Genomic DNA, 14,830 nt, shown 5'->3' with positions numbered 1-14,830 from the left:
GACGCGCGGGGTGGTTGTCGTGGTTGCGCCCCGGCCGGGTCGGCAGGGCGTGCCTGTCCGCTCCGGCCGGCGCGCCGGCTGCGGGGTTTGGGATCTTGCGGCAGGTCGGTGGACCCGCTCCGGCCCGGTGGGCCGGGGCGGGTCGATTGGTGCTTTGGGGTTACGGGAGGCGGTGGTTCGGGGTTACCGGAAGTGGCGCTTCGGGGCTACGGGAGGCGCCAGTCGACCGGTTGGGCGCCCTGGGCGACCAGGAGGTCGTTGGTGCGGGAGAAGGGGCGGGAGCCGAAGAAGCCGCCGGCGGCCGACATGGGGGAGGGGTGGGCCGACTCGACCACGGCCGCGCCGGGGCCGAGCAGGGGCCGGGCGTTGCGGGCGTCGCGGCCCCACAGGATCGACACGAGCGGGGTGCCGCGGGCCGCGAGCGCCTTGATGGCCTGCTCGGTGACCTCTTCCCAGCCCTTGCCGCGGTGTGCGGCGGGGCGACCGGGGGCGGTGGTCAGGGCACGGTTGAGCAGCAGTACGCCCTGGGCGGCCCACGGGGTCAGATCGCCGTTGGTGGGCATCGGCAGGCCCAGGTCGCGGTTCATCTCGGTGAAGATGTTGATCAGCGAGCCCGGCAGCGGACGCACCTCCGGGGCGACCGAGAAGCTCAGCCCCACCGCGTGTCCGGGGTTGGGATAGGGATCCTGACCCACGATCAACACGCGTACGTCCGCGAAGGGTTGGGTGAACGCCCGCAACACGTTCGCGCCGGCCGGGACGTAACGCCGTCCCGCGGCGATCTCTCCTCGCAGGAAGTCGCCCATGGCGGCCACTCGGCCCGCCACCGGTTCCAGGGCCTTCGCCCATCCTGCCTCGACAATTTCGCCCAACGGCCGCGCCACCATGGGAGTTGAGCATAGGGCAAACGGGTGACAGTCCCGGCACGCCGGCGGCGCCGGCCACGGTACGGGCGTGCGGGTGGGGGGACTTGGCCGGTTTCGGGGCTGGAGGGTGCCGAGTGCCGCTGGCCGATGGCATGGGCGTTTTCGGTCGGCACGGGAAACGGGGAGGGCGGCCGTCGCGCCCGCGGTCAGGCCGGGGACATGACCTCGTACAGGTTTCCCGTGTCGTCGGTGAAGAACAGACCGCGTGGACACAAGGGGTGGTCGATGCGGCCGTTGGTCGGTTCGGCGGGGGAACTGCCGTACGGGATGTCGGCCGCCCGGAGCCGGGCCAGGATCGCGTCGAAGGTGGCCGGGTCGACGTCGAAGGCCAGGTGGTGTCCCTCCGCCGCGGCCACCGTCATGAAGTCGAGAGTGAGCTGCTCGTTGACCCGGACGGGCGCGAAATGGCCGTGGGCACCGTCCGGAGGCAGTTCCTCCAGGCCCATCACCGTGGCGAAGAAGTGGGCCGCCGCCCGGTGGTCCGTGGCGGGGACGATGGTGTGGTTCAGCGAGACGGCCATCCTGCGGCACTCCCGGGGGCGTCGGTCGGTACGGACACTCGCCTTCGCCACGGGAGACGACGATTTCGTCCGGAACGCGAGGCCGGTGGCCGGTCCGCCGGTCGAAGACGACGCCAGGGGAGACGCACGAGTTCCCGGCCGGGTTCCCGGGGGCGAGTCGTGGCGCGGTCGGTGCGGGTCGATGCCGGTCGGGTCGGCGGATCGTGACGGCGTGGGTCAGGTCCGGGCTCGGCCGTGTGGTCACGGGATCGCTCGACCCGTTCGGCGCCGGTGCGGACGGCGCTCGGGCGCGGCGGCCGGTGGGTGCCGGTCGACCACGCCGTGACGCCATGGGCATCCGTACGGCCGGCCGTACGGATGCCCATGGCGGTTCGCCGTCGGCTCTCGTGGCCTAGTCGAGCAGGCCCGTCACCGTGTCCCAGGCGTCCTCGGCGTCCGTGCCGGCCAGGGCCAGGGCCACCGCCGCCTCGCACGCGGCCAACGCGAAGACCGCCCCCACCCACGTGCGTTCCGCGGGGGTGAGGCGGCGCCACTCGATCGCGCCGCCGGCCCCGTCGACCAGATCCGACGCCACCACGAGCCAGCCCCACTCGGCGCTGCCCCGCCCGCCGGCCAGGGCGCGCAGTACGCCCGTGCCCAGCAACACATCCCGCACGCCGAGACCGCGGCCGAGCAACGACGCCTCCCGGGCCGCGGTGGGCCGCAACCACACCCCGCCGCGCGGAGCCACCATGGACACCACCCCGGCGGCGACCCGTCCTGCCGCCAATACCGCCGCCACCCGTCCGGCCGACCCGGATATCGCCCCCGAAACCGCCACCACTGCCCCTTATCGACACCAGTTCGCACCCCCGGCCCATCGACCGGCGGCCCACACCGTAGCGGTGCCCCGGATCGCGGCCCCCGCACCCCCACCACGCACACGACCCGCCAACGGTTTCCACCCCCCGTGTCCAACCGACTCGACGCCGCCGGAAAGAGCCGGGCACGGCGCGGCGGGGTGACCCGGTGCGGCAGCGCGGTGGCGCGAACGGGACGCGGTGGGCGGCCTGTTGTCGTGGCGCGTGAGTGGTGTGAGTCGGACGCGGCGGGGCGGGTGGGGTGGTTCGGTCCGGTGGTGGCTAGGCGGGCGGTTCGCTGTCGTGGCGTGTGGGGCGGCGAGTCGGACGCGGCCTGATGCGAAATGGGTGCGAGGAGGCGGAGCGCGGCGCACGGGGTGGTGCCGTCGGTGGTCGGACCGAGCACGGACAGAGCGACCGCGACCGCGATCGCGCCGAGCCCGACCGTGAGCGTGCCGCGGCTGCCCGCCGGGGCGACGACCGCCGGCAGGGCGGAGTGGGGCTGAGTGAGGCGGGTCGGGCGCGGTGCGGAACGGGCGAATGGGACGCGCAGGGGCATGGGCGGCGGGGTGCGTCCGGTGGGGCGAAGGTGCCTGGCGCGTGCCGTCGTGCGGACTTGGTTGTTTGATACGCGGGGGGACCTGCTTCCCACGAGGGGTCGGCCGGGGCCGGGGTCCGTGCCGGAATTCTCGTCCGGTACATGCACCCGGCCCTGCCCTCACGCCTGCACCCGCGCCGTGCCCGGACCCGCTTCTGTGCCGGTCCCGCGCTTGTGCCCATGCATGGGCTTGCTTGCGCGACCGCTACCGCTCCGCACATGGACCCGGTCCCGGCCCGCCGCGCTTCCGGGCCCGCCGCGCCCCCGTGCCCGCGCCTGGGCCCGTCCCCGCGTTCGCGCCCGGGCCCGGGCGCGGGATTGTTCCCGTGGCCCGGGCCCGGCGCCGTGACCGCAGTCGGGTTCGGTTCGGGTCGGGGTCAGTCGCGTAGGGCGCCTTCGGGACGGTAGACCGTGAGGCGGCGGCCCTTGGCGACGCGTAGTTGGGAGGCGCCGGGGCGGACTTCGCCGTCGACGGCGAGTTCGGCGCCCTCCTGTATTTCGGACAGGCGGACCGTGCGGGCCGTGGACGCCTCGTAGACGCGCGAGCGGCCGAGCGTGCCGGACAGGACGGCGGCCACCAGGCGGGTGCGGGCCAGGGGGCGGGAGGCGTCGACGATGCGCACGTCGAGGAGGCCGTCGGTGAGGTCGGGTCGGTAGGTGGGCGCGAAGCCCTCCGGGGCGTATTCGCCGTTGCCGAGGAACAGCAGCCACAACGAGCGCGGGCGGCCGTTGACGCGCATCTTGACCGGACCCGCGTCCCGGAGCACCCGGACCAGGCCCACCAGCATGGCCGGCCACTTGCCGATCTTGCCCTCCAACTCCTCGCGGAAGCGCACCAGATCGGGGTAGACGCCGAGCGAGAAGGTGTTCAGGAAGAGCTCAGGACCCAATTCCCGACCGTCGTCGGAGAACGGGTGCGAGTGGTCGCGCTGCAACTCGGCGACGTCCACCAGCACCGCCTCGCCCGCGGCGAGCGCCAGGGCGGTGTCGTCCAACCGGGTCAGGCCCAGGTCGCCGGCGAAGTGGTTGAGCGTGCCGGCCGGGAAGACCGCGAGTGGCATGCCCCGGTCCAGTGCGATCCGCGCCGCGCAGTTCACGCTGCCGTCGCCGCCGGCGACGCCCAGCACCTGCGCCTCCCGGGCCGCCTCGCACAACAACGCGACCAGGTCGCCGTTCTGGCCGCGCTCGACCACCTTGGCGCCGGGCAACAACTCGCGCAGGCGCTGGGCGGTGTCGCCCTCGGGGCCGGCCGAGGAGTTGACCACGACCACCAAGCCGTCTCCCTCGACCAGCGACGGCACCCTCCCGCGCGGGGGCGGTGCGGACGCCGCCTCCACCGGCCGGGTCGGCCACCAGCGCAGCGTCACCGCCGCGAGGCCCGCGCCCAGCGCCGCGCCCGCCAGCACGTCACCCGGATAGTGCACGCCCGTGTACACCCGGGAGAAGGCCACCGATCCGGCCAGTGCGCCGGCCGCGACACCCAACGGCCGCGACTCGAGCGCGACGCCCGTGGCGAAGGCCGCCGCGGACGCCGCGTGCCCGGACGGGAACGAGGTCGTCCACGGCTGCCGGCTGAGCCGGCGGGACAGCGGCACCGCGTCGATCACCGGCCGGGGCCGGCGTACCCAACTCTTGAGGACCACATTGGTCACGGTCGACGCGAGCGCCACCGAGCCCAGTCCGCGCAAGGCCGCCCGACGCCCGCTGCGTCCACCGGAAAGCGCCATTCCCGCACCGGTCACCGCCCACAGCCGCGAATGGTTGGCCGCGCGGGACAAAGCGGGCAGCGCCTTGTTCGCCCACGGCACATGATGCGTTGCCACCCACGCGAAGGCCGCCCGGTCGGCGGCATGGATCTTTCCCATGGCGCCATCACTACCCGCAACCGGTCTCGCACACCACGACCTGCGTCACATCCGGAGAGCCTCGGACACCTCGGACAGTTCGGCCCGATACTCGATGCGGTCGAGCCATTCGGCGGGCCAGCCGGCCATGCCGTGTACGGCGCCGATCATCGCGCCCGCCAACGCGGCGATCGAGTCCGAGTCGCCGGACGTGGCCGCCGCGCGGGCGAGCGCCGACCTCGGGTCGTCCGGATACAGCGCGACGCACAGCACGGCCGTGGCCAACGCCTCCTCCGCGAGCCAGCCGGCGCCGGTGACCCGGCACGGATCCGAGCGTCGGTCCCGCTCCAGCAGGGCGCGGTCCAACCGGTCCAGGACGCCCAGGCATTCGTCCCAGCCACGTGCGATGAAGCCCTCCGGCGTGTCCGCGAACGGGCCGCGCCACAGGTCCTCGCCGAGCCAGTCGGCGCGGTAGACCTTGCGCTGCGTCTCGGCGTGCGCACGCAGGTACGCGGGCAGTTCGGCGACCGGCACACCCGAGCGCAGCCCGTGCACGGCGGTCGCGGTCAGATCCGACGCGGCCAGCGCGGTCGGATGACCGTGGGTGACCGCGGCCTGGAGTTGCGCGGCGCCGCACCGGGCGGCCTCGTCGAGGCCGTCGACCAGGCCCAGCGGGGTGACCCGCATGTTCGCGCCGCAGCCCTTGGAGCCGCGGCGGGTCGCGTCGAGCCAGGTTCGTCCGGCGGCCAGCTCCGCGCACGCGGACATGCACGTGTGCCCCGGCGCGCGGGTGTTGTCCGGGGACTCCCACCAGGTCAGGAACCGCTCGATCACCAGCGGCGCGAACCGCTCCGCGGTCAACACCCGCGCGTCCGCGCGCGCGTCGATCAGTGCGTGGGCCACCGCCAGACCCATCTGGGTGTCGTCGGTGACCAGGGCCGGCGTGCCCTCGAGGTCCATCGGACCGGGCAGTTCGTACCGGCGCACGATCTGCGCGTAGGACAGGAACTCCGTCGGCGCGCCCAACGCGTCCCCGTACGCCAGCCCGAACATGCTCCCGCGCACCCGCTCCGCGTTCCCCACCATGTGGCACCACCCTTCGTCGAGGCCCCAGCCTGCCGGCCGCACGACCACCTTCCGGATCTTTTTTGACCCGGCACCGAGAGCGCGCGGAGCGTTGGCGGGCCGGGCGGGGTGTGGAGGCGGTCGTCGGAGGCGGGTGAGGCGGGGCGGGTTGGGGGCGGGGGTGGGGAGGCGGAGGTGCCGGATCGGTTCGGCTGCGGCCCGGGAGCGGGGCGGGGCGGTCGGGTGGGCGGGGCGGTCGGGCGCGATGCGGCGGCGGGAGTGCGGGCGTGGCGGCAGGTGTGGTGGCCGGAGGCGGGAGGGCGGCGGTCGGGGGCGCGACGGTCCGGGCGCGATGCCGCGAGGCACGGCCGGGGGTGCGTGCGTGGGTGGGATGTACCGTCTCGGGAGGGTTCGAAATCCGTGGATCGGGGCGAAGCTTCCGGTCATGGACGTACTCTCCGGCCGCATTCTGTTGCGCCCCATCGATCTCGATCGTTCGCTGGCCTTCTATCGGGACGTGCTCGGGCTCGCGATTGCCCGCGAGTTCGGGACCGGGATCCATCGGGGGACGGTGTTCTTCCTCGGCGGTGGTTTCCTGGAGGTCTCGGGCACCGCGACGGAGGCCGGGCCCGGGTGCGCGGATCTGCGGTTGTGGCTCCAGGTACGGGACTTGGTTGCCACCCACAAGGAACTCCTGGGCAGGGGCGCCACCGTGTTGCGCGAGCCGCGTCGTGAGGCGTGGGGGTTGGACGAGATGTGGATCGCCGATCCGGACGGTGTGCGGATCTGCGTGGTGCAGGTTCCGGACGAGCATCCGATCCGCTACCGACCCGGCATCTGACGGTTCGTCCGCAGCCGTCGGGAGAGCCGCCGGCTTCGCCGTGCGGGGCCGGTGTACCGCCCGATCGGCCGGTATCCCCGGGCCCCTTGACGCCCTCAAGTGCTGACGACACACTCAAGCTACCAGCCGGTAACAATTTCGACGACGTCCGGGGGCCCACCACCCATGACCGCCTTCAATCTCGCCCTCGACGAGGACCAGACCACCATCCGCGACTGGGTGCACGCCTTCGCCGCCGACACCATGCGCCCGGCCGCCGCCGAATGGGACGAGCGGGAGGAGACCCCCTGGCCGATCATCCAGGAAGCCGCCAAGATCGGACTGTACTCCCTCGACTTCTTCACCACCCAGGCCTTCGACCCCACCGGTCTGAGCATGCCGCTGATCATGGAGGAACTCTTCTGGGGCGACGCCGGGTTGGGCCTGGCGCTGACCGGCACCGCGCTCGCCGCGGCCGGCCTGGTGGCCAACGGCACGCAGGAGCAGATCATGACGTGGGCGCCGGAACTGTTCGGCACCGCCGACGACATCCGGGTCGCCGCGTTCTGCTCCTCCGAGCCGGACGCCGGCTCCGACGTCTCCTCGATGCGCACCCGCGCCACGTACGACGAGGCCACCGGCGACTGGATCCTCAACGGGGTCAAGACCTGGGCCACGAACGGCGGCATCGCGCACGTGCACGTCGTGGTCGCCACCACCGATCCCACCCTCGGCTCGCGCGGCCAGGCCAGTTTCGTGATCCCGCCGAACACGCCGGGGCTATCCCAGGGGCAGAAGTTCAAGAAGCACGGGATCCGCGCGTCGCACACCGCCGAGGTGGTCCTGGACAACGTCCGCGTCCCCGGCGACTGCCTGTTGGGCGGCAAGGACAAGCTGGACGAGCGGATCGCGCGGGCCAGGTCCGGTACGTCCGCGCGCTCGAACGCGGCGATGGCCACGTTCGAGTCGTCCCGCCCGGCGGTCGCCGCGCAGGCGGTGGGCATCGCGCGCGCCGCCTACGAGGTGGCCCTGGAATACGCGCAGGTCCGCGAGCAGTTCGGCCGGCCGATCATCGACAACCAGGGCGTCGCGTTCACCATCGCCGACATGCGCACCCGGATCGACGCGGCTCGGCTGCTCACCTGGCGCGCCTCGTGGATGGCGGCGACGAACCAGCCGTTCACCGCGGCCGAGGGCTCGATGTCCAAGCTGTACGCCGGCGAGACCGCCAAGTGGGTGACCTCCGCCGCGATGCAGATCCTCGGCGGCAACGGGTACACCCGTGAGTACCCGGTCGAGCGCATGCACCGGGACAGCGCGATCTACACGATCTTCGAGGGCACGAGCGAAATCCAGCGCCTGGTCATCGCACGCACGTTGTCCGGGGTGCCGATTCGCTGAGGACAGAGCGGCCGCTCGCCGGGTCCGTCAGCCGACCTGCGGCCACGGTCGGAGATCGAGTGGACCTATCGGACGCCCACGATCGTGACCGTCACGTGCGCATCGGTGATCACGAACGTGGCGATGCCCTCGACGCAGAACGCGTACTCGCGCATGTTGTTCGACCTGGTCGGATGTCCGACGTGCCACGGGTCCGAGGCGAGCGCCCGCACCATGCTGTCGTAGGCGGACAGGACGTGGCCCGGTTGCCCTTCAACCATTGCTGCGTGCTGTACGAGGCGTCGACGCGGTAGCTCATCCGGGGTCTCCCCACCGGGTGCGGTCGGCGGGCACGGTGTCGACGGGGAGGCCGGCGTTCAACCGACGGATGGTCTCTTCCATCTCGGGCCAGTCCGGGGAGCGGCGGCGCGCGAGTTCGCCCTGCCACAGGGGCAGCATGTCGGCGAGGGGCCGGAGATCGCCATTGGCGTTGGCCGCGGTAAGTGCGGCCTGGTACTCGTCCTCGAATTCCATGCGCAGGTCGTCGGGCAGTTCGGCGCGCAGCTCGGCCGGGGTGGCGTGCTCGGGCCCGCCGAATCCGATCGTGTGCCGGGGTCGACGGGGGTCCTTGGTCTGCTCGTCCATGTCTCCAGCGTGCCGGCCCGGCCGTCTCGTTCGGTAGCCGGCGTGCGCGCACTCGACGTACGCCCCCGACGGCCCGTCGTGAGCCCCCGCCCGCGGCCCCCTCAGCGCAGTGGGCCCGGCTCCGGTGTCGGGTGCGGCTCGTCCGGGACAGGGGGTGAGCCCGGGTCGGGGGGCAGTGGTTCGGGGCCGGGTTCCGGCAGCGGGTGCGGCGTCGGCATCGGCGGGGCCGGGGGCAGTGGGTCCGGCCATGGGTCGGTCACGGCAACCTCCTGGACGAGGGTGGTTCCGGGCGTGCCCGGACACATCGCGGCGGCGACGTCACCTTGCAAATACCCGCACCGACGCCGACCCACCTCCGGCCACGCCGATCCTGCCGTTGCAGGTACCTGCGAGCACCCGTGAACGTGCTTCCGCCGCGTGGTCCGGCGGCCTGATCATCCGACGAAATCCACCCATGGCGCCCTCGATCAATCGGACAAATCCGGGTGGAAGCCGCATCGATACGCCAGGAAGAAGGTCGACCACCCCCGGGTTGCACCTAATCTGAAGGCCCTCGTTCGAACAGGAGAAACCCATGGGCGGCCAGGTCCCGATCAGCGAAACCCCCCTCCCGGGCATCGGTACGCAGTACACGCTCTCCACCGTCGCCGGCCGCGCCATCTCCGTGGTCGCCGGCCGGGACGGAGTGCGTCGGATCGCCTTCTACAACGTCGACGACCCGGACGCCTGTGGGCCCGGCGTGCGACTGACCCGCGCCGAGGCCGTGGCGCTCGCCGAACTGCTCGCCGAGGACTGACCCCGCCCGCTCGCGGACCCCCTCACCCGCGTTCGAGCCGCAGACCGTCCTGCCCCTGCGAACACCGCGAGTACAGCCCCACCATGCACCCGGCAACACTGCTCATCGAACTCGGCGCCATCATCCTGGGCCTGTCCATCCTCGGTCGGGTCGCCACCCGAATGGGGATGTCACCCATCCCCTTCTACCTCCTCGGCGGCCTCGCCTTCGGGCACGGCGGCGTGCTCGACCTCTCACAGAGCGACGACTTCATCGAGATCGGCGCCGAGATCGGCGTGGTCCTGCTCCTGCTGCTGCTCGGCCTGGAATACACGGCCGGCGAACTGGTCACCAACCTGCGCGCCGCCGCGCCCGCCGGGGCGATCGACGCGCTGCTCAACGCGGTCCCCGGCTTCCTGGCCGGCCTGCTGCTCGGCTGGGGGCCCACCGCAGCGCTCGCCCTGGCCGGCGTCACCTGGATCTCGTCGTCCGGGGTGATCGCGAAGGTGCTCGGCGACCTGGGCCACCTGGGCAACCGGGAGACCCCGGTCGTGCTGTCCGTCCTGGTCATCGAAGACCTCGCGATGGCGCTCTACCTGCCCATCCTCACCGCGCTGCTGGCCGGCGTCGGGCTGCTCGGCGGCTCGCTCACCGTGGCCATCGCGCTGGGCACGATCAGCATCGTGCTCTTCCTCGCGCTTCGGCACGGCGGCCGGATCTCCAAGGCACTCTCCAGCGAGGAGCCGGAGTTCCTGCTCCTCGGCGTGCTCGGCCTGACCCTCCTCGTCGCCGGCGTCGCGGACAAGCTGCAGGTCTCCGCGGCCGTCGGTGCCTTCCTGGTCGGCATCGCGATCTCCGGCGACGTGGCCGAACACGCGCAGACCCTGCTGGCGCCGCTGCGTGACCTGTTCGCCGCGGTCTTCTTCGTGTTCTTCGGCCTGTCCACCGACCCGGGCGCGCTGCCGGGCGTGCTGCTGCCCGCCGCGGCGCTGGCCCTGGTCACCGCGCTGACCAAGATCGCCACCGGCTACTGGGCCGCCGCCCGGGCCGGCATCGCCAAACCCGGCCGCTACCGGGCCGGCGGCGCACTCGTCGCACGCGGCGAGTTCTCCATCGTGATCGCCGGTCTGGCCGCCACATCGGGCGTCGAACCCCGGATGGGGCCGTTCGCCGCCGCCTACGTGCTCATCCTGGTGGTCGCCGGCCCCTTCACCGCGCGCTACGCCGAACCGGTGCTGCGCCGGCTGTTCGGACCCAAGCCGATGCCGGCCCCGATCGAGGAGGACGACGACGACCTGAGGCCGCTGTAGCCGGGGTCCGGCGACCCCGGCCGATCATGCCGAGAGGGCGTCGCCGACCACGTGTACCGATCGGCCGACCCAGGTGTCGGTGCGCATGGAGGCCAGTACGTCCGGGTGCGTCGAGGTCGCCACCGACCGTACGCCGCCGGTGCCCTCCACGACCGCGATCGCGATCGCCGGTTCGCCCTGCTCGAACGCCACCGTGCAGCCCACCACCTCGGCCGGCCCCGCGTAGTCCGCGTCCACCGGGCGGCTCGGCAACTCCGCGCGCACCTCGATCGCGCGGAAACCGTCGGCGGGCGGGCGATCCGACCACAGCGCGCCGGCCTGCTTGGTGACCATCCCGGACACGCTCGTCACCAGCCCGTCGCCGCCCGCGCGCACCCGTCGGGCCACCTCGACCGTGGCCTGCAACGCGTAGTTGTTCAGCGGTCCGCCGGCGAACGCCATCCCGCCCGTCGCGGTCAGCTCCCGGCCGGGGCGCCCGTTCAGGCCCAGCTCGTGCCGCTGGATCCGGACCGCCGCCGGGAAGCAGCTGTACAGGTCCAGGTGCGTCGTGTCGGACAGCCCGGCGCCCAGTGCCGCGCCGACCGCGGCGAACCCCGGGGAGCGGTCCGGATCGGGTCGGGCCACCAGCGGCACCATCGTGTTCGCCTCGGCCGCCGCCGTCGGGAACACCCACCGGTCGCGGGCCACCCCGAACCGGCGCGCGGCCTCGGCCGAGCACAGCAGCAGCGCGGCGGCCTGGTCGACGTTCATCTGCGAGCAGTGCCACTTCGAGTACGGGCTCGCCAGCCACGCGTTGCGCCCGGCGGGTGCCAGCAGCTCGTCCGCGGACACCGCGCGGCCCCGGATCGAGTGCCCGGCGTCGGCGGCGACCGTCGAGAAATCCGCCCACAGCGCGGCGATCTCCCGGGCGTCGTCCGCCGGCGGCCGGCCCTGCGCGGCGCCGATCGCCGACTCCATCACCGCGTACTGCCGCGCGGGCACGGCCAGATGCCGATCGATCTCGACCCGGGCCAGGATGTCCGCGCCGGGCGCCCACACCGTGTCCGGGACCCCCTCCGCGACCGGATCCGCGAGTTCGAGCCCGGCGATCCGCGCACGCAGTCGCCGATGTGCCGCCTCGCCGCCCACGACGAGCACCACCTCGGCCCGCCCCGCGGCGATCTCGGCGCAGGCCCGGGTGATCAACGACTGTTGCAGGACCCCCAGTTCGGCCAGCGTGCTGTGCGCGTCCACGATCTTGAACCGGTCCGCCAGCCAGCGCCCGGGATCGCCGTGCCGCCAGGTTCCGCGCGGTACGAGCACGTGCCCTACCGCCCGCAACAGCGCGCCCGACCCCGCGGCGGCCTCCTCGACCGCCTGCGCCATCAGCTCCAACTCGCCGACCCCGGCCCCGGCCTCGGTCAGGCGCTGCCGCGCCATCCCGGCCCCGACCAACACCGGCGTCCGCGGATCGACCGCCTCCAGCCCCATCGCCGCCCCCTTGCCACAGCCCAGCCGCCCCGGACCACCCGGCGCGCGCCGACGTTAGCCGCGGATCCCGACGATCACCAGTGCGTTCGTCGCCGTCGTGGCGCCGGCCGCGGTTGTGGATCACTCTTCGGCGGGCATAGGACAACCTTCGGCCGGTGGTTCGAGGAGCGGTGTGCGAGGAGCGGTGTGATGACCGAGCACGATCCGTATGTGCGGGTGCGCGGCGCGCGGGAGCACAACCTGCGGGACGTGGACGTGGACATTCCGCGCGACACGTTCGTGGTGTTCACGGGGGTGTCCGGATCGGGAAAGTCCTCGCTGGCGTTCGGCACGGTGTACGCGGAGGCGCAGCGGCGCTACTTCGAGTCGATCGCGCCCTATGCCCGGCGGTTGATCCAGCAGGTCGGGGCGCCGCACGTGGACGAGATCAGCGGGTTGCCGCCGGCCATCGCGTTGCGTCAGCAGCGGTCCGCGCCGACCTCGCGCTCGACGGTGGGCACCCTGACGACGCTGTCCAATTCGCTGCGGATGCTCTTCTCCCGGGCCGGCGACTACCCGCCCGGCGCACAGCGGGTGGATTCGGACGCGTTCTCGCCGAACACCGTCGCCGGCGCCTGCCCGAACTGCCACGGCCTGGGCCGGGTGCACGAGGTGAGCGAGGAGTCGCTGGTCCCGGATCCGAGCAAATCGATCCGGGACGGGGCGATCGCCGCGTGGCCCGGCGCCTGGTACGGGAAGAACCTGCGGGACATCCTGGACACGCTCGGCTACGACGTGGACCGGCCGTGGCGCGAGCTGCCCAGGGCGGAGCGTGAGTGGATCCTGTTCACCGACGACCAGCCGGTGGTCACGGTGCATCCGGTGCGGGACGCGAGCCGGATCCAGCGCGACTACCAGGGCACGTACAGCAGCGCGCGGCGGATCGTGCTGAAGACGTTCGCGAGCTCGAAGAGCGCGACACAGCGCAGGCGGGTCGAGCGCTTCCTGCGCAGCGGGCCGTGCCCGGTGTGCCACGGTCGGCGGCTGCGGCCCGCGTCGCTGGCGGTGACCTTCGCCGGGTACGACATCGCCGCGCTGGTCGCCCTGCCGCTGGCGGAGGCGGCGAAGGTACTGGCCGGGGCTGGGGCCGACGGCGAGCCGGCCGCGACGATCTGCGCCGATCTGGTGGCGCGGATCGCGGTGCTGGTCGAGTTGGGCCTGGGTTATCTGAGCATGGACCGGGAGACGCCGACGTTGTCGTCGGGCGAACTGCAGCGGTTGCGGCTGGCCACCCAGTTGCGGTCGGGGCTGTTCGGGGTGGTGTACGTGCTGGAAGAGCCGTCCGCCGGGCTGCACTCGGCGGACACCGAGGCGCTGCTCGTGGTGCTCGACCGGCTGCGCGCGGCGGGCAATTCGCTGTTCGTGGTGGAGCACCGGATGGCGGTGGCGCGCCGGGCGGGCTGGCTGGTGGACGTGGGTCCCGGCGCGGGGGAGGGCGGCGGCCGGATTCTGTACAGCGGCCCGCCGGACGGGCTGCGTGAGGTGGCCGATTCGGCGACCCGCCGATTCCTGTTCCCGACCGGTCCGCCGCCGGCGCGGGAACCGCGGTCGCCGAGCGGGTGGCTGACGCTGACCGGGGTGAGCCTGCACAACCTGCGCGAGTTGGACGTGCGCCTGCCACTGGGCGTGTTCACGGTGGTCACCGGGGTCTCCGGGGCGGGCAAGTCCAGTCTGATCGGCGGGGTGTTGGCGGACGTGACGGCGGAGCACCTGGGCAGCGGGGCGCAGGAGGACGAGGAGCGGCGGCAGGAGTCCGGGGAGATTCGCGCGGTCGAGGGTCTGGAGGTGATCGACCGCATGGTGCGAGTGGACCAGAAGCCGATCGGGCGCACGCCGCGCTCGAACCTGGCCACCTACACCGGCCTGTTCGACACGGTCCGCAAACTGTTCGCGGACACCGACGCGGCGCGCGAGCGCGGGTGGACCGCGAGCCGGTTCTCCTTCAACGTGGACGGCGGCCGGTGCGAGACGTGTTCGGGCGAGGGCTTCGTCGCGGTCGAGCTGCTGTTCCTGCCGGGGACGTATGCGCCGTGTCCGACCTGCCACGGTGCGCGCTACAACCCGCGGACGCTGGAGGTCGCCTACCGCGGGCTGAGTGTGGCGGACGTGCTCGGGCTGACCGTGGACGCCGCCGCCGACTTCCTCGCCGAGGTGCCCGCCGCCGCGCGCAGCCTGACCACGCTGCGCGAGGTGGGCCTGGGCTATCTGCGGCTGGGCCAACCGGCGACCGAGCTCTCCGGCGGCGAGGCACAGCGGATCAAGTTGGCGAGCGAGCTGCAACGGGCTCGGCGCGGGCACACGCTGTACCTGTTGGACGAGCCGACGGCCGGGCTGCACCCGGCGGATGTCGAGTTGTTGATGCGCCAGTTGCACGGACTGGTCGCCGCGGGCAACACGGTGGTGGTGGTCGAACACGACCTGGATGTGATCGCCGGCGCGGACTGGATGATCGACATGGGCCCCGGCGGCGGGGCGAACGGCGGCCGGATCGTGGCGAGCGGGGTGCCGGCGGACGTGGCGGCGAAGGGCGCGGGGGTGACCGCGCGATTTCTGGCGGCGCCCTGACGGACCGGGGCGCGGTCGGGTCGGACCGGCGGG

At 73.1% G+C, this 14,830-nt stretch carries 13 protein-coding genes; 5 read left to right on the top strand and 8 right to left on the bottom strand.

Going from position 1 to position 14,830, the window contains the following annotated elements:
• Positions 1-206: 206 nt before the first annotated feature.
• From ACZOOI_RS01120 to ACZOOI_RS01100, 5 genes are all read right to left on the bottom strand, one after another.
• Complete coding sequence (locus ACZOOI_RS01120; RefSeq protein ID WP_391585918.1) at positions 207-887, bottom strand: uracil-DNA glycosylase; 681 nt, start codon at positions 885-887, stop codon at positions 207-209.
• 185 nt (positions 888-1,072) lie between these two features.
• Positions 1,073-1,447 carry a VOC family protein gene (locus ACZOOI_RS01115; RefSeq protein ID WP_396010231.1) on the bottom strand — a complete coding sequence of 125 codons (375 nt, stop codon included), beginning with the start codon at positions 1,445-1,447 and terminating at the stop codon, positions 1,073-1,075.
• A 391-nt stretch (positions 1,448-1,838) separates the two neighbouring features.
• Positions 1,839-2,267 carry a hypothetical protein gene (locus ACZOOI_RS01110; RefSeq protein WP_465278947.1) on the bottom strand — a complete coding sequence of 143 codons (429 nt, stop codon included), beginning with the start codon at positions 2,265-2,267 and terminating at the stop codon, positions 1,839-1,841.
• A 994-nt stretch (positions 2,268-3,261) separates the two neighbouring features.
• Complete coding sequence (locus ACZOOI_RS01105; protein ID WP_465278946.1) at positions 3,262-4,749, bottom strand: bifunctional phosphatase PAP2/diacylglycerol kinase family protein; 1,488 nt, start codon at positions 4,747-4,749, stop codon at positions 3,262-3,264.
• A gap of 45 nt (positions 4,750-4,794) precedes the next feature.
• Positions 4,795-5,814, bottom strand: a complete 1,020-nt coding sequence (locus ACZOOI_RS01100) for an ADP-ribosylglycohydrolase family protein (RefSeq protein WP_465278945.1) — start codon at positions 5,812-5,814, stop codon at positions 4,795-4,797.
• 424 nt (positions 5,815-6,238) lie between these two features.
• Here ACZOOI_RS01100 and ACZOOI_RS01095 point away from each other — a divergent pair, with 424 nt between their 5' ends.
• Positions 6,239-6,634, top strand: a complete 396-nt coding sequence (locus ACZOOI_RS01095) for a VOC family protein (protein ID WP_465278944.1) — start codon at positions 6,239-6,241, stop codon at positions 6,632-6,634.
• Between the two features lie 165 nt (positions 6,635-6,799).
• The gene (locus ACZOOI_RS01090) at positions 6,800-8,014 is read left to right on the top strand and encodes an acyl-CoA dehydrogenase family protein (protein ID WP_465278943.1); all 1,215 of its coding nucleotides are present in this window, start codon (positions 6,800-6,802) and stop codon (positions 8,012-8,014) included.
• A gap of 65 nt (positions 8,015-8,079) precedes the next feature.
• Here the strand turns inward: ACZOOI_RS01090 and ACZOOI_RS01085 are convergent, their stop codons facing one another.
• A complete protein-coding gene (locus tag ACZOOI_RS01085; RefSeq protein WP_465278942.1) occupies positions 8,080-8,274 on the bottom strand; it encodes a hypothetical protein in 195 nt (64 codons plus the stop codon).
• A 34-nt stretch (positions 8,275-8,308) separates the two neighbouring features.
• Complete coding sequence (locus tag ACZOOI_RS01080; protein ID WP_465278941.1) at positions 8,309-8,638, bottom strand: DUF6247 family protein; 330 nt, start codon at positions 8,636-8,638, stop codon at positions 8,309-8,311.
• 574 nt (positions 8,639-9,212) lie between these two features.
• Here ACZOOI_RS01080 and ACZOOI_RS01075 point away from each other — a divergent pair.
• Together ACZOOI_RS01075 and ACZOOI_RS01070 are read left to right on the top strand one after the other, a co-directional pair.
• Positions 9,213-9,434, top strand: a complete 222-nt coding sequence (locus ACZOOI_RS01075) for a cation:proton antiporter regulatory subunit (protein WP_020555717.1) — start codon at positions 9,213-9,215, stop codon at positions 9,432-9,434.
• Positions 9,435-9,517: 83 nt separating this feature from the next.
• The gene (locus tag ACZOOI_RS01070; protein ID WP_465278940.1) at positions 9,518-10,723 is read left to right on the top strand and encodes a cation:proton antiporter; all 1,206 of its coding nucleotides are present in this window, start codon (positions 9,518-9,520) and stop codon (positions 10,721-10,723) included.
• Positions 10,724-10,747: 24 nt separating this feature from the next.
• Here the strand turns inward: ACZOOI_RS01070 and ACZOOI_RS01065 are convergent, their stop codons facing one another.
• A complete protein-coding gene (locus ACZOOI_RS01065) occupies positions 10,748-12,193 on the bottom strand; it encodes an acetyl-CoA acetyltransferase (RefSeq protein ID WP_465278939.1) in 1,446 nt (481 codons plus the stop codon).
• 189 nt (positions 12,194-12,382) lie between these two features.
• Here ACZOOI_RS01065 and ACZOOI_RS01060 point away from each other — a divergent pair, with 189 nt between their 5' ends.
• The gene (locus tag ACZOOI_RS01060; protein WP_465278938.1) at positions 12,383-14,797 is read left to right on the top strand and encodes an ATP-binding cassette domain-containing protein; all 2,415 of its coding nucleotides are present in this window, start codon (positions 12,383-12,385) and stop codon (positions 14,795-14,797) included.
• Positions 14,798-14,830 lie beyond the last annotated feature (33 nt).

The organism is Embleya sp. L77, assembly GCF_055557415.1.
Note: the sequence above shows the minus strand (reverse complement) of the source record. Positions and strands in the feature narration are given on the sequence as shown.

What these genes read in the sequence shown, in the direction of transcription:
- ACZOOI_RS01120 (WP_391585918.1), bottom strand. Translation starts at nt 887, where the DNA reads ATGGTGGCGCGGCCGTTGGGCGAAATTGTCGAGGCAGGATGGGCGAAG.
- ACZOOI_RS01115 (WP_396010231.1), bottom strand. Translation starts at nt 1,447, where the DNA reads ATGGCCGTCTCGCTGAACCACACCATCGTCCCCGCCACGGACCACCGG.
- ACZOOI_RS01105 (WP_465278946.1), bottom strand. Translation starts at nt 4,749, where the DNA reads ATGGGAAAGATCCATGCCGCCGACCGGGCGGCCTTCGCGTGGGTGGCA.
- ACZOOI_RS01100 (WP_465278945.1), bottom strand. Translation starts at nt 5,814, where the DNA reads ATGGTGGGGAACGCGGAGCGGGTGCGCGGGAGCATGTTCGGGCTGGCG.
- ACZOOI_RS01095 (WP_465278944.1), top strand. Translation starts at nt 6,239, where the DNA reads ATGGACGTACTCTCCGGCCGCATTCTGTTGCGCCCCATCGATCTCGAT.
- ACZOOI_RS01090 (WP_465278943.1), top strand. Translation starts at nt 6,800, where the DNA reads ATGACCGCCTTCAATCTCGCCCTCGACGAGGACCAGACCACCATCCGC.
- ACZOOI_RS01085 (WP_465278942.1), bottom strand. Translation starts at nt 8,274, where the DNA reads ATGGTTGAAGGGCAACCGGGCCACGTCCTGTCCGCCTACGACAGCATG.
- ACZOOI_RS01080 (WP_465278941.1), bottom strand. Translation starts at nt 8,638, where the DNA reads ATGGACGAGCAGACCAAGGACCCCCGTCGACCCCGGCACACGATCGGA.
- ACZOOI_RS01075 (WP_020555717.1), top strand. Translation starts at nt 9,213, where the DNA reads ATGGGCGGCCAGGTCCCGATCAGCGAAACCCCCCTCCCGGGCATCGGT.
- ACZOOI_RS01070 (WP_465278940.1), top strand. Translation starts at nt 9,518, where the DNA reads ATGCACCCGGCAACACTGCTCATCGAACTCGGCGCCATCATCCTGGGC.
- ACZOOI_RS01065 (WP_465278939.1), bottom strand. Translation starts at nt 12,193, where the DNA reads ATGGGGCTGGAGGCGGTCGATCCGCGGACGCCGGTGTTGGTCGGGGCC.
- ACZOOI_RS01060 (WP_465278938.1), top strand. Translation starts at nt 12,383, where the DNA reads ATGACCGAGCACGATCCGTATGTGCGGGTGCGCGGCGCGCGGGAGCAC.